The organism is Streptomyces sp. YGL11-2 (genome assembly GCF_050054615.1).
Lineage (GTDB): Bacteria > Actinomycetota > Actinomycetes > Streptomycetales > Streptomycetaceae > Streptomyces.
The window spans coordinates 61,498-74,298 of record NZ_JBNHIN010000005.1 but is presented as its reverse complement, the minus strand read 5'-3'; the positions used below and the strand labels follow the sequence as shown (position 1 = coordinate 74,298).

The 12,801-nt window shown below is 73.8% G+C and carries 12 protein-coding genes; 3 read left to right on the top strand and 9 right to left on the bottom strand.

The genetic code is table 11. The features are described 5' to 3' along the window. Nucleotides 1-3: 3 nt before the first annotated feature. Nucleotides 4-852 carry an alpha/beta fold hydrolase gene (locus ACO1BR_RS08045; protein ID WP_426794333.1) on the bottom strand — a complete coding sequence of 283 codons (849 nt, stop codon included), beginning with the start codon at nucleotides 850-852 and terminating at the stop codon, nucleotides 4-6. Continuing rightward, a complete protein-coding gene (locus ACO1BR_RS08040; RefSeq protein WP_426794332.1) occupies nucleotides 849-1,619 on the bottom strand; it encodes a MarR family winged helix-turn-helix transcriptional regulator in 771 nt (256 codons plus the stop codon). The genes ACO1BR_RS08045 and ACO1BR_RS08040 overlap by 4 nt, the downstream gene beginning before the upstream one ends. A 99-nt stretch (nucleotides 1,620-1,718) precedes the next feature. Between ACO1BR_RS08040 and ACO1BR_RS08035 the strand changes: the two genes are divergently transcribed. After that, entirely contained in the window at nucleotides 1,719-2,138 is a 420-nt protein-coding gene (locus tag ACO1BR_RS08035; protein WP_426794331.1) for a hypothetical protein, read from the top strand. 42 nt (nucleotides 2,139-2,180) lie between these two features. On the opposite strand, the gene ACO1BR_RS08030 is transcribed toward ACO1BR_RS08035, so the two are convergent. From ACO1BR_RS08030 to ACO1BR_RS08010, 5 genes are all read right to left on the bottom strand, one after another. Beyond that, the gene (locus ACO1BR_RS08030) at nucleotides 2,181-2,837 is read right to left on the bottom strand and encodes a nucleoside/nucleotide kinase family protein (RefSeq protein WP_426794330.1); all 657 of its coding nucleotides are present in this window, start codon (nucleotides 2,835-2,837) and stop codon (nucleotides 2,181-2,183) included. Between the two features lie 490 nt (nucleotides 2,838-3,327). After that, the gene (locus tag ACO1BR_RS08025; RefSeq protein ID WP_426794329.1) at nucleotides 3,328-4,485 is read right to left on the bottom strand and encodes a methyltransferase; all 1,158 of its coding nucleotides are present in this window, start codon (nucleotides 4,483-4,485) and stop codon (nucleotides 3,328-3,330) included. A gap of 499 nt (nucleotides 4,486-4,984) precedes the next feature. After that, a complete protein-coding gene (locus tag ACO1BR_RS08020) occupies nucleotides 4,985-5,623 on the bottom strand; it encodes a DedA family protein (RefSeq protein WP_426794328.1) in 639 nt (212 codons plus the stop codon). Between the two features lie 172 nt (nucleotides 5,624-5,795). Further along, on the bottom strand, nucleotides 5,796-6,260 hold the full coding sequence (locus ACO1BR_RS08015; protein ID WP_426794327.1) for a DoxX family protein: 465 nt from the start codon (nucleotides 6,258-6,260) through the stop codon (nucleotides 5,796-5,798). Between the two features lie 104 nt (nucleotides 6,261-6,364). Beyond that, the gene (locus ACO1BR_RS08010) at nucleotides 6,365-8,380 is read right to left on the bottom strand and encodes an FAD/NAD(P)-binding protein (protein ID WP_426794326.1); all 2,016 of its coding nucleotides are present in this window, start codon (nucleotides 8,378-8,380) and stop codon (nucleotides 6,365-6,367) included. An 880-nt stretch (nucleotides 8,381-9,260) separates the two neighbouring features. Between ACO1BR_RS08010 and ACO1BR_RS08005 the strand changes: the two genes are divergently transcribed. Together ACO1BR_RS08005 and ACO1BR_RS08000 are read left to right on the top strand one after the other, a co-directional pair. Further along, nucleotides 9,261-10,019 carry an ABC transporter permease gene (locus tag ACO1BR_RS08005; RefSeq protein WP_426794325.1) on the top strand — a complete coding sequence of 253 codons (759 nt, stop codon included), beginning with the start codon at nucleotides 9,261-9,263 and terminating at the stop codon, nucleotides 10,017-10,019. A 200-nt stretch (nucleotides 10,020-10,219) separates the two neighbouring features. Beyond that, nucleotides 10,220-10,801, top strand: a complete 582-nt coding sequence (locus ACO1BR_RS08000; RefSeq protein WP_426794324.1) for a TMEM165/GDT1 family protein — start codon at nucleotides 10,220-10,222, stop codon at nucleotides 10,799-10,801. Between the two features lie 30 nt (nucleotides 10,802-10,831). Here ACO1BR_RS08000 and ACO1BR_RS07995 read toward each other — a convergent pair whose 3' ends face one another. Continuing rightward, a complete protein-coding gene (locus ACO1BR_RS07995; protein ID WP_426794323.1) occupies nucleotides 10,832-11,494 on the bottom strand; it encodes an HAD-IA family hydrolase in 663 nt (220 codons plus the stop codon). A gap of 293 nt (nucleotides 11,495-11,787) precedes the next feature. Beyond that, on the bottom strand, nucleotides 11,788-12,798 hold the full coding sequence (locus tag ACO1BR_RS07990; RefSeq protein WP_426794322.1) for a peptidoglycan-binding protein: 1,011 nt from the start codon (nucleotides 12,796-12,798) through the stop codon (nucleotides 11,788-11,790). Between the last annotated feature and the right edge of the window lie 3 nt (nucleotides 12,799-12,801).

Genomic DNA, 12,801 nt, shown 5'->3' with positions numbered 1-12,801 from the left:
TCCTCAGTAGTCCAGGGAGGACAGGAAGGCGTGCAGTTCGCGGTCGAAGAGCGGGGAGTTCTCCAGATTGACCATGTGGCCGGCGGCCGGTATGCGAATCCTCCGGGCGTCGGGAACGGTGACCGCTATGGCATGGGCGTTGGCGGATATGTCGGAGGAGTCGAGGTCGCCGTCGAGGACGATCGTCGGCACCCGGATCTCGCCGAGCCGGTCGAAGGCGCCCACCTCGATGGGCAGGCCGGCGCCGACGCCGTCGGCATGCACCTCGACATTGGCGGTCGCCGAGGCGCGCATCCGCTCGCGGAAGCCGGGGTGCACGGCGGACGGTGCGCGGTGCGGCCCGTCCACCCACATCCGCAGGAAGTGCTCCACGTAGCGCTCCGCGCCGTCCGGTGCGCCGATCGCGGCGACCTGCTCCTTGATGTGCTCCAGGACGAACGGGTCCGTGAAGGCCCGGCCGCTGATCCCGGGGGCGGCGAGGGCGAGGGCGGTGACCCGGTCCGGGTGGGCCAGGGCGGTGTCGAGCGCGACCCGGGAGCCGTGGGAGAGGCCGACGAGGACGGCGCTCGGGACGTCGAGCGCGTCCAGGAGGGCCGCCAGATCGTCGTGGTTGGCCCAGTCGCCGGTCACGGTGGAGGAGAGGCCGTGGCCGCGGGAGTCGTAGCGGATCACGCGGAGACCGGAGTTGACCAGCCAGGCGAACTGCTCGTCCCACATGTGCTGGTCGAGCATTCCGCCGTGCAGCAGCACCACCGCGGGACCCGTGCCGGCCGTCTCGTAGAACAGCTCGCCGTCGTCGATCGGGACGGTGCCGTTGTCGATCTCGGACCAGGCGCTGAAGTCGTGGGTCATTCTCCGGGCCGTTCTGTGTGGGAGAGGGAGGCGGACGGGCGGGCGGCTGCTCGGTGTTGCGGGGTGATCGGGGCGGATTCGGCCGCCTGTGTCGGATCTATGTCGGTGGATTCCCTGATATCGGGATTGCCGCTTTCCTCCGAGGGAACGTGCGAGCCGTCCGCCAAGTGCCGGAATTCCTCGCCGAGCCGGTCGAGTACGCGCAGTGCGGTGCCGACGTCCGCCGGCGACAGGTCGGCCAGCCCGCGCCGCAGTTCCGCCGCCTCCGAGTCCTGTATCCCGCGCATCACCTCCGAGCCCTCGGCGGTGAGCCGGATCAGGGACGAGCGGCGGTGTGCGGGATTCGGGGCCGTCACCACCAGGCCCAGATCCGCCGCGTGGTTCACCCAGCGCTGCACCGGCTGCCGGTCCAGGTCCAGCGAGCGCGCCAACTGCGGGACCGTCCGGGGGCCTTGGGTGCGCAGCGCGTCGAGCAGGGCGTGCTCGCCGGCGGTCATGCCGGTGCCCCGCAGCTCGCGCTCCACGGCGCGCACGATCGTCCGGTGCAGCGGCCACAGGCGCCGGATGACCCCGTACAGCAGGTCCTCGACGGCGGCGGGCTCGGCGGCGTCCGTGCGCCCCGCGCCCTCCGGTCCGGTGCCCTTCCGCCCGGCGTGTCCCTGCTCGGTGCCCTCCGGCTCGGCATTCTCCTGCTTGGCACCCGCCCGCTTCGCACCCGACTGTTCGGCACCCGACTGCTCGGTGGTGCCCCCCTCATCGACACTCATGATGTCATGATGACACCGTTGATGTCGTTTGGGAAGGTCGTTGGCGAGGAAAGGAGTTGAGGAAAGGAGTTGACGGGACGAGAGGAAGGCGGGAGGCGGATGAAGGTCGGTGTGCTGCGCGCGGTGGGGGCGGCCACGGCGGTGTACGGAGTGGCCGTCACGGCACTGCCCGATGTGCTGGCGCGCCCCTCGGGGCTGGTGGACGCGCGCGGGCGGACGGCGGTCGCGACCCGGACCTCTCTGCGGCCGGTCGGCTGGCGGGACGCGGCGAGCGGGCTGGCCATGGTGCTGGCGCCCGAGGGGCCGGCGCTGCGCACGGCCGCGTGTCTGCGGATCGCGGCCGACTTCGGCGATGCCGCGCTGCTGGGCCTGACCCTGCCGGGGCGCGGGCGGCGGCGGAAGGCGGTGGCGGTGTCCGCGGGGTGGGGCGCGCTGTCGGTGCTGGGACTGATGGCGTCCGGCGGGCGGGGGAGAGGGGCGGAGCGGGACGGAGTGGGATGGGGGAGGCGGGGGAGGTAGGGGAGAAGGGGGTGGTGAGGCGCTGGGGGGCGGGTGCGCGGGTTATTCGCCCGCTGCCGGAGGCGCCTCGTCGGGGGCGAAGGTGACGACGAGGTCGGCGCGTTCGCGGGTGGTCGCGATCAGCCGGGCGTTGGGCTCGTCCGAGGTGCGGACGAAGTGCTCGGCGTCGGTGCGCGGCCGGCCGAAGCGCTCATGGCGGGCGATGAGCCGGCGGACCCGCTCCGGGGTGTCCAGCTCCATGTACCAGACCTCGTCGAGCAGTTCGCGGACCTGTGCCCAGGGGTCGGAGTAGAGCAGGAGGTAGTTGCCCTCGGTGATGACGAGCGGGATGTGCGGGGCCACCGGGATGCTGCCGGCGATCGGCTCCTCGATGCGGCGGTCGAAGGCCGGGGCGTAGACGGGGGTGCCGGACTCCCGCGCGCGCAGGCGGGCGAGCAGCGCCGCATATCCGGCGGGGTCGAAGGTGTCGGGTGCGCCCTTGCGGTCGGCGCGCCCCAGGCGGCGCAACTCAGCCTCGGCGAGGTGGAATCCGTCCATCGGTACGAGCACGGCCTGGCCTGCCAGCTCCGCCGCCAGATGCGCGGCGAGGGTGGATTTGCCGACGCCCGGCGGGCCGGTGATGCCGAGCAGGCGGCGTCGGGCGGGGGTCGCGGAGGCGGCGAGCCGGCGGGCTCGGGTCAGGAGATGCGCGGGATCCATGGTGGGTACATCGTGCCTGACGGACGGGCGGTCGGCGGAGACCGGGGGAGTTCACGTGCTCCGCCGCCCGCCCCGCCGGGCGGGCGGTGGTGCGCCATGCCGTATGCCATGCCGTATGCCAAGCGGTGTGCCATGCCGTTCGCCGCGCCGGTTCGTTGTGGTTGGCCGGGGCCGGGGCCGGGGCCGGGGCCGGGGCCGGGGCTGGGGCCGGGGTGGCTGTCCTGCACGGCGACCGGCTCGGCTTCCGGCAGGCCCGTCCGCGAGGGGTTCCCGGGCGCTGGCCGCTGGCCGCTGGCCGCTGGCCGCTGGCCGCTGGCCGCTGGCCGCTGGCCGCTGGCCGCTGGCCGCTGGCCGCTGGCCGCCGGGATCCGGGGCCAACGGGCAGCGGCCTACGCGGTGTTGAGGAGGGCGTGCGGTTCGCCGTGCGGTCGGAAGGCGCCGATCTCCGGGGACGGCCGGCGGGCGGTCCGGTGCCCGCCCGGGGCGGCGGTCAGTCCGCCGCGCCCAGTCGCCACAGCGACGTGACCTCGGCGGCGCGGGCCACGTGCAGCGGGTCGGAGGTGTCGCGAGCGCGCGGGTGCCGCGGTGTGATGTCGAGCCGGCCAAGGACGGTGAGACCGGACGCGGCGAACGCGTCGAGGAGTTCGGCGTGCGGACGCAGGCCGAGGTGTTCGGCCAGGTCGGAGAGGATCAGCCAGCCCTCGCCGCCCGGTTCCAGATGCTCCGCGAGGCCGCTCAGGAATCCGTGCAGCATCCGGTTGCCCGGGTCGTAGACCGCGCGCTCCACGGGGGAGGTCGGTTTGGCGGGCACCCAGGGGGGATTGCAGACGACCAGCGGGGCGCGGCCGGCCGGGAAGAGATCGGCCTCTACGACCTCCACTCGGTCCGCGACGCCCAGCCGTTCGGTGTTCTCGCGGGCACAGGCCAGCGCGCGCGGATCCTGGTCGGTGGCCACGATCCGGCGCACCCCGCGCCGCGCCAGCACCGCCGCCAGTACGCCGGTGCCGGTACCGATGTCGAACGCCAGCTCCCGGCTCGGCAACGGCGCCTCGGCGACCAGGTCCACGTACTCGCCGCGGGCCGGGGAGAAGACGCCGTAGTGCGGATGGATCCGGTCGCCGCCCAGGGCCGGGATCTCGACACCCTTCCTGCGCCATTCGTTGGCGCCGATGAGGCCGAGCAGTTCGCGGAGCGAGACCAGCGAGGCGGTCCCGGCGGGCGCGGACGCACCGGCCGGCTCGGGCGGGCCGTACGCCCTGGCGCACGCCTCGCGGACGTCCGGCGCGCGGTGCAGCGGGACGGCGAGGTCCGCGTCCAGGGGGACCAGCAGCATGCCCAGGATGCGGGCGCGCTGGTTCTGCGCGGCGCGGTGCAGGTGGAACGCCTGGGTGGGGTCGGCGGGCGGCGTCTTGCGGGGGCGGCGGTCGACCCGGCGGGCCATCGCGGTCAGCAGCTGGCGGGCGTTGTGGAAGTCGCCGCGCCAGAGGAGCGCGGTGCCTTCGCAGGCGAGCTTGTACGCCTCGTCGGCCCTGGTCCGGTCGTCCGCGATGACGATCCTGCGGGGTGGCGGGGCGCCGTTCTCGGAACGCCAACGGGCGGAACGGGCCTCGTCGGCCTCGGTCCATTCGACGACCGGTGGTTGGTTCACCGAAATGTGCCTCGCGTTAGTGGTTCGAACCCCCGCATCCCGGGCCGCAGCGGCGCGGTGCCGCGCCCGCCCGGAGGGGCGGCGGGGAGCGGGGTGGTGACGATCGACTCTACTCCGTGCCGGGGGCGGGACCTCTGCCCCTTTCCCCGCCGCCGGGCGCGCGGGGAAGGACGAGAGCACTGTCACATACCGCGCATAACGCACGCACGCGAACATATGGAGGCGTATCTGGGCACCCTTCCGGTCATCGCCGCCATGGACGGATCCGCGGACAGCGAGCGGGCGTTGCGCTGGGCGGTGCGGGCGGCCTGGCTGTCTTACGCGTCCGGGCTCCGGTGGGGTGCGGTGCCCGCAGCGCCGGATATGGCCGGACGAGCCGCATGCGCCGGACGATCCGTACGCGACGGATGGTCCGGTGGTCCGTACGCGTCGGTTGGCCGCCCGTGGGCCGTACGTGCCGGGTCGCCGCCCGTGGGGCAGCGGGCGGTGGCCCGGTAGGTCAGTGGGCGGTGGCCCGCCGCTCCGGCCGCCGCATGAGGAACGCGGCCACCGATCCGGCGACGAAGAGGGCGAAGACGGAGAGCGCGGCGCTGACCCAGGAGGTGCCGAGCCAGTGCCCGCCGAAGTAGCCGAGGCTCACGCTGTACGCGGCCCAGACGAGCCCGGCCAGCGCCGACCAGGGGAGGAACTCGCGGACCGTGCGGTGCGCGACGCCGGCGCCCAGGCTGACCACCGAGCGCCCGGCGGGTGCGAAGCGGGCCAGTACGACGATGCCGCCGCCGCCCCGCGTGAGCGCCGCACCGAGTCGCTCCTGGGCTGCGGCCAGTCGGCGGGAGCGGCCGATGGCCCGGTCGAAGCGGTCGCCGCCGCGCCAGGCCAGCCGGTAGGCGACCATGTCGCCGAGCACCGAGGCGGTGGCCGCGCAGAGCACCAACGAGAGCATCTCGGCGAGGTGGTTCTCGCCGTGGACGGACGTGGCGACATCGGTCGCGGTGCCGGTGCCGGCGGCCGTGGTGGCCGCGGTGATCACCAGGACCCCGCTGGGCAGGATCGGGACGAAGACATCGAGGACGACCGAGAGACCGACGATCACATACACCCAGGGGGTGCCGCTGAGGGACCCCAGGCTTTCCACCAACGCATCGCTCCCGGTCCGGACCCCGCCGCGACGTCGCTTGGGGCGGCAGGGGCGGCACTACAGCCATACAGCGTACGCCCGGCCCCGGCGGCCGGGCGGCCCGGGGCGGACTGTGTCCCTCCCAGGGCCACCGGGGTGTCGGGGCCGGGCGCAGGTCGCGGACGCGGGTGCGTCAGGCGGCGCTCGGCTCGCGCTCGGCGGCGAGCGCCGGCGCCCCGTCCGGCGCGCCGAAGAAGACGCGGTCGAGCGCCCAGGCGCCGGGGCCGGTGAAGAAGATCAGCAGGAAGGCCCAGCAGAACATCGCGGCCGCTTCGCCGCCGTTCTGTATCGGCCACAGCGCGTGGCCCGCGTGCATCGTGAAGTAGGCGTAGGCCATCGAGCCGGAGCTGATGAACGCCGCCGGGCGGGTGCCCAGGCCGGCCATCACGAGGACGCCGCCGGCCAGTTGGATGACCGCGGCGTACCAGCCGGGCCAGCTGCCCGCCGGGACGGTCGAGCCGTTGCCCATCGCGCCGCCCATGATGCCGAAGAGCGAGGACGCGCCGTGGGAGGCGAAGAGCAGGCCGACGACGACGCGGAAGAGCGCGAGGGCGTGCGGGGCCGCCTTGTCGGTGAAGGAGGTGAGGGGAGCGGACATGGGGGTGACTCCTACGGTTTTGTGGGGACGAAGTAACCGCTGGAGTGGAAGGTTAGGCCCGCCTTACCGTTACTTGCAAGTTCAACATCTTCTCTTTTGGGGAACTATTGGTCTGAACCAAAGCGGCCCATGGGGGTGGCGGAGACGATCGACGAGGCGGACACGACGGGAGCGGTGGCCGGGACGGAAGGGGCCTGAGGGGGCGGAGGGGCGGGCGGCCGCGGGCGCGGCGGCCGGGCGGCCGAGGCGCGCAACGCCGCCCGGGCCACCGCATCCGTGTCCGCCAGCGTGACCGATCCCACCCCGGGGCGCGCTCCGGCGGCCGTCACCCAGTGCACGCCCTCCGTCGGCACCCCGACCGCGAACCGCCGCGGATGGCGCCGTCCGTCCGCCTCGACGAGGTGGTACGGGCTCGGCGTCACGTCCAGTCCGCCGGTCTCGTAGCCGTCCGCGGTGTGCGGCCGGCAGCCGCCGTCGGCCAGCAGCCGGGTCAGCAGCGCGTCCCCGGTGCGCCGCAGGTCCGGCTCCGGGAGCCGGGCCTCTATCAGGGTCGTCGCCGTGATCCGTGAACCCGGGACGTCGGGGGACGAGGCCGTGAACCCGGGCGCCTCCGCCCCGGTGCCGATGCGGACCTCCATACGGGGGCCGACGACCTCCAGCACCCTCGCCTCGATGAGCGCCGCCATCTCCTCTATGCGGCGGCGCGGCGGCCCGATGGACAGGAAGGCGTTCAGCGGGGTGTACCAGCGGTCCAGGTGGTCGCGGCGGGACGTGCCCGCCAGCCCGCCGTGGTCGACGATCTGCCGCAGCTCGTTGCGCAGATCCCGCAGCACGTCCAGGGCAGCCTTCACCGGGCCCGACACGTTGTCCTGCCGGGCGTGTGCCACATCCGCCCGCAGATGGTCCAGCAGCCAGCCGCGGAAGTCGGCCCGGCCGGCGAACGGGCGGTCGGCGTGCGGCCGGGACACGCGGTCCCAGTCCCAGCGTTCGGCGGGCGCGACACCGAAGTCGTCCAGGGCGGCGGCCTCTTGGGGGCTGCCGTGCGCGCTGCCCAGGAAGCGCTCCCGGAAGGCGTCCGGGGAGCTGTCCCGGGAGCCGTCCGGGGAGCGGCGCGCCAGCAGCGCCTTGTAGTAGACCGCCTCCACCTCCTTGGCCACCAGCGGCCAGACCTCGGTGAGGAAGTCCGGCAGATCCCCGGAGACGGCCCGCTTGCGGAAGGCCGCGATGACGTCCGGGGTGAGCAGCAGCGGCAGATGGCGGCCGTGCGCGCCCTTCGCGTTGTCGCCGCGCGCGTGGTACGGGATGCCCCGCCGGGAACCCGCGTACAGCAGCGGCTCGCGGCCGGACGGCAGATACCGCACGGTGCCGTCCGCGCCGTGCACGAACCGGCCGCCGCGCCCCGTCGTCAGCAGCGCCATGTGATCGAAGAAGTTCAGGCCGAGCCCGCGCAGCAGCACCGGACGGCCCGGGGGCAGCGCCGCCAACTCCTCGGTGAGGTCGGCGGGGTTGGCGGGCGGCAGATACGGCAGCCCCTGCCCGGCGGCGTAGTCGGCGAAGCGCCGCTGCTCCGCCTCCGGGACGGTTTCCAGATGGCCCTGCGCCAGCACGACCGCGCCCAGGCCCGGCAGCGTCCGGCCGTCGTCGAGGGCCAGCGACTGCGCGCCGTCGGGGGCCTCGGTCAGCCGCACCGCGCGGGCCCGGTGCACGACCACGGTCACGTTCCGGGGCGCGGTCCGCACCGTGTGCCGGAACACCCACTCCAGATAGCGACCGTAGAGTGCCCGCCCCGGATAGTCGTCCGGCCCGACGTCGCACCCCTCCCAGGCGTACAGGCTCGGACCGTTGCGGATCGGCCCCGCGCACTCGACGCTGTCGTCGGTGAACAGCGTGACCTGCGACGCGACGGTGTTCATCAGCAGCTCGGACGGCTGCCCGGTACGCCACACCTGGCCCGCACCGGGCGGTGCGGGGTCGATGACATGGACGGTCAGCCGGACGCCCGGGGCCAGTTCGGGGGCCGAGGCGCAGATCCGCTCCAGGACACTCGTCCCGCGCGGCCCCGCCCCGACGATGGCGATGGACGGGCGGGCGGGGCGGTCGGCGGGGTGGTCGGCAGCCAAGAGCGGCTCTCCCAGGGGCGGCGGACGGCGTACGCGAGGGAGCGCGCGGCCATCGGGGGGTGGACGGCAAGCGTAGGTGCGCCCCATCATCACCGCCCGAGGCGCCCGCACGGCACCCCGATAGGCAAAAGATTCCGCCGATTTCGCAGGTGGGCGGCGGTTTGGCCGACGGCCGACGGGCGGCGAACCACACGCATCAACGCGTACGCCGGCAACCCGCACACGAGCGGAGAACCGGACGATGCCGGTATCAAGAGGTCCATTGCGGCGCCCGTCGACCGGCGCCCGTCGACCGGCGTCCGTCGACCGGTGCTCCCGGCCGGTGGGCGTCCAGCGTCGACTCAGCAGCCGTTGAGGAACTTCTGCAACTCTGCTTCCTTTTCGCCGGGTCCTTGTCGGCCTTGGACCGGTACCAGGACCGCGGCCGGACCCGCGGCGGTTGTGGCGTGAGGTGACGTGACGCGACGTGAGGCGACGCGACGTGACGTGACGTGCGAAATGCTTCGACATCGGAATCCCCGCGGCTCGGAGGGGAGTTGACGTGCGCTTGGGTCCGTTGTGGTGGGGTGGGGTTGCCGTGTGGCGGGCACCGGATATCAGGGTGGAGACATGGGCGCGTCAGATCAACGAGGTTCGCCGCGCGTCAGATCACGGAGGTCCGCTGCGCGTCAGATCACGGAGGTCCGCTGCACGTCAGGTCACGGGGGTTCGCTGCACGTCGGATCAACGAGGCCCTAATGAGGCCCTAAATGGGCCCTGATGAGGTCCTGGCGAGGTTCGCGGGGAACTCCCGGGAAAACCGCCGGGCTGGCGGGACGCCATACCGGCGCCGGAACTCTGGTGCGAGTGCCCGGCCCGCCCGTCCGCCTACAGTGAGCGCGTGCTCCTGCCGGTCAACGCCACCCTCGGGGTCGTTCTCGCTGTCCTGCTGGTCGCCGCCGTGGCCGTCGCCGCGGTGGCCCGTCTCGGCCACGCCCGGGCCATCGCCCTCGCCGGCCTGCGCGCGGCGGCCCAACTCGCCGCCGTCTCCTACCTCATCGGCTGGGTCGTCGGCGCCCTCCCCTGGCTGCTGTGCTTCCTCGTCCTGATGTTCGCGGTGGCGGTCCGTACGGCCGGCCGCCGCATCACCCGGAACCACACCTGGTGGTGGGCCGCCGTACCGATCGCCGCCGGGGTCCTGCCGGTCGTCGCCCTGCTGCTGCTCACCGGCCTGGTACCGCCGCGCGGCCTCAGCCTGATCCCGGTCACCGGCATCCTTATCGGCGGGGCGCTGACCGCGACCGTCCTGGGAGGGCGCCGGGCGCTGGACGAGCTGGAACTACGGCGCGGGGAGTTCGAGGCGGGGCTGGCGCTGGGGCTGCTGGACCGGGACGCGCGCATGGAGGTGGCCCGCCCGGCCGCGTCGGACGCACTGCTTCCGGGGCTCGACCAGACCAGGACGGTGGGACTGGTCACACTTCCCGGCGCCTTCGTGGGCATGCTGCTGGGCGGCGCCTCGCCCGTACAGGCAGGCGCGGTGCAGCTGTTCGTCCTGGTCGCGCTGCTGGCTGTGCAGGCGTCGTCGTGCGCGGTGGTGCTGGAGCTGGTGGCACGCGGGCGGATCCACCGCGTACCCTTGCCGGCAGCAGAAGGGGAGTAGCTCTTCGCCGGGATTGTCGACATACTGCTCAGCTCGTCTGAGCCGGCGCCCGGAGGCGCGGTAGGTATCGCAGTGCGACGCGGTACGTATCCCTACGCGCCAGCGAGACCTTCGGCCGCAGTGTTCGACGCTGCCGTGCCGAAGCGAACCCACTTCCCGGGCCCTTTGGTGCGGCCCGACCGATCGAGGTATCCCACCCCGTGTTCAGCCTTACCGTCGCCGCCATCGTCTTCGGCGTCATCTTCCTCGCCGAACTGCCCGACAAGACCGCCCTGGCGAGCCTGATGCTCGGTACCCGCTACCGCGCCTCGTACGTCTTCGCGGGCGTCGCCGCCGCCTTCCTGGTGCATGTCGTCCTCGCCATCGCGGCGGGCAGTGTGCTGACTCTCCTCCCGCACCGCCTCGTCCAGGCCGTGGTCGGGGTGCTGTTCCTGGCGGGCGCGGCCGTGCTGCTGTTCCGCAAGGGCGACGACGAGGAGGACGTGGTCAAGCCCGCCGACCAGGGCTTCTGGAAGGTGTCGGGGGCGGGATTCATGATGATCCTGGTCGCCGAGTTCGGCGACCTGACCCAGATCATGACCGCCAACCTCGCCGCCCGCTACAACGACCCGGTCTCCGTGGGCATCGGCGCCGTCCTCGGCCTGTGGGCCGTGGCGGGGCTGGGCATCCTGGGCGGACGGACGCTGATGAAGCGGGTGCCGCTGCGGCTGATCACCAAGATCGCCGCCGCGCTGATGGCCGTGCTCGCCGGCTTCAGCCTGTACGAGGCGGCCGCGGGCTGACGGGCGGCGGTATGCGACCCGGTACCGCGACTAGTTCGTGACGTGGACGGCGATCGCGCCGTCCGGCAGGGCCTCGATACGGATCTGGGTGAGGTCGCGGACCTGGGCGGTGGGGGCGTGGACGGCGGCGCGGTCGCCGACGCCGACGACTCGCATTCCCGCGGCCCGGCCCGCTGCGATGCCCGCCTCGGAGTCCTCGAAGACCAGGCAGTCCGCGGGCGCGAAGCCCAGCTCGGCAGCGCCCTTGAGGAACCCCTCCGGGTCGGGCTTGCTGGCGCTCACGCTCTCCGCGGTGATCCGTACGGTCGGCATGGGCAGCCCCGCGGCCTGCATCCGGGCGTCGGACAGGGCGATATCGGCGGAGGTCACCAGGGCGTGCGGCAGTCCGGCGAGGGCGGCCATGAAAGCGGGCGCACCCGGCACCGGCACCACGCCTTCGGTGTCGGAGGTCTCCTGGGCCAGCATCCGGCGGTTGTCCGCCATGTTGAGCTCCATCGGGCGGTCCGGCAGCAGCGCGGCCATGGTCGCCCAGCCCTGGCGCCCGTGAACGACCTGGAGGACGTCGTCCGCCGGGAGCCCCTGTTCGGTTGCCCAGCGCCGCCAGCAGCGCTCCACGACGGCCTCGGAGTTCACGATCGTGCTGTCCATGTCCAGCAGCAGGGCGCGGGCTATGAGCGTGGTGGTGGCCGTCATCGGCGGGCTCCTGGGCGCTGTCGCTGGCGGGACGGTGAACGGTGGAGAGAACACAAGCGGTCCCGCCCGCCGGTCAGGGAATGCGGGCGGAACCACTTTGTTCCTACACGATACAAAACTACATGGGGGACCGACAAGCCACCCCGGTCCAGGACGGCCATGAAGTCCGTCACGGCACCCGGGCGAGGTGCGTCACGGCACCCGGGGCGCGGCACGGTCGCGAGGTGCATGGAGGCGTCCCGCGACCGGCCGGGAGACGTCGCGGAGCGGCGGGCGGCGCGCGCCCCGATCCGTCACGGCACCCGGGTGTGCGATTCGAGGGACGCCCGGGTCGGCGCCCCGTAGACCCCGTCCGGGTCGCCGCGTACCCCGTAGGTCTGCTGGTAGCGCGCTACGGCGTTCCGTACCGCCGTGCCGTACTGGCCGTCGGTCGGACCCGCGTAGAGCGCCAGTTGCCGCAGTCGCCCCTGGAGGTCGGCGACTTGCGGGCCGGTGGAGCCCTCGCGGAGCACGATCGGACCGGTGGGCGGGGCGCTGGGGGAGCTGTCGCCGGGACTGTCCGTCACGCTGCCGGATGCCCGGACGGGGGCTTGGGAGCTTGGTGCCGGCGCGGTCTCGTGGGGTGTCACGGTGGTCGCCGGGGCTGTGCTGCGTGGGGTGGCCGAGGCGGGGGCGGAGTGGTGGGCGTTCGGTGTGGGGGAGGCGTCGCCGTCGTCGGTCGGGAGGGACGCGGTGGGGGTGACGGCGCCGCCGTCGGGCGGGGCCGCCCGGTCCCGCCCGACGCCCGGCAGCGCGTCGGTACCGACCAGGATCGCGGTGGCGGCCACCGCGGCTCCCGTAACGGCCAGAACGGCGGGGAGCGCCCGCCGACGGCGTCCGGAGGGGGCGGCCGGGTGCGGCGCGGGCGGTTCGGGGGGCGGGGACGAGGTGAAGGTGCGGGAGGTCGGGCCGGCGCCGCGGTGCGCCAGGGAGGGCGGTGCCCCGGAATCCGGGGGGCCGGGAGGTGGCGGAAGGGGAGCGGGGGCGTCCGGTGCCACCCCGAGTAAGCCGTCCAGGTCGTCCAGGTCCAGGCCCAGGTCTTCCAGGCTGTCGCGCCCGCCGCCTCCGCAACTCTCGCCGTCCTCGTAGGCGGCGTCCGTGGCCCCGTCCTCTTCCGGGTCGCCGCCCTCGCCGTCCGGTAAGGACACATAGGGCCGGATCCGCAGCGGGTCGAAGTCCGCCGCCTCGGCTGCCGCGCACAGGCAGGTGGGACGGCCGTCGCTGCGTGCGGGGGCTAAGCAGTGCGGGCAGGCCGATGCCGTCACGGG

Excerpts from the sequence above, each read along its gene's own strand:
- ACO1BR_RS08045 (WP_426794333.1), bottom strand. The coding sequence starts at position 852 with ATGACCCACGACTTCAGCGCCTGGTCCGAGATCGACAACGGCACCGTC.
- ACO1BR_RS08040 (WP_426794332.1), bottom strand. The coding sequence starts at position 1,619 with ATGAGTGTCGATGAGGGGGGCACCACCGAGCAGTCGGGTGCCGAACAG.
- ACO1BR_RS08035 (WP_426794331.1), top strand. The coding sequence starts at position 1,719 with ATGAAGGTCGGTGTGCTGCGCGCGGTGGGGGCGGCCACGGCGGTGTAC.
- ACO1BR_RS08030 (WP_426794330.1), bottom strand. The coding sequence starts at position 2,837 with ATGGATCCCGCGCATCTCCTGACCCGAGCCCGCCGGCTCGCCGCCTCC.
- ACO1BR_RS08015 (WP_426794327.1), bottom strand. The coding sequence starts at position 6,260 with ATGTCCGCTCCCCTCACCTCCTTCACCGACAAGGCGGCCCCGCACGCC.
- ACO1BR_RS07995 (WP_426794323.1), bottom strand. The coding sequence starts at position 11,494 with ATGACGGCCACCACCACGCTCATAGCCCGCGCCCTGCTGCTGGACATG.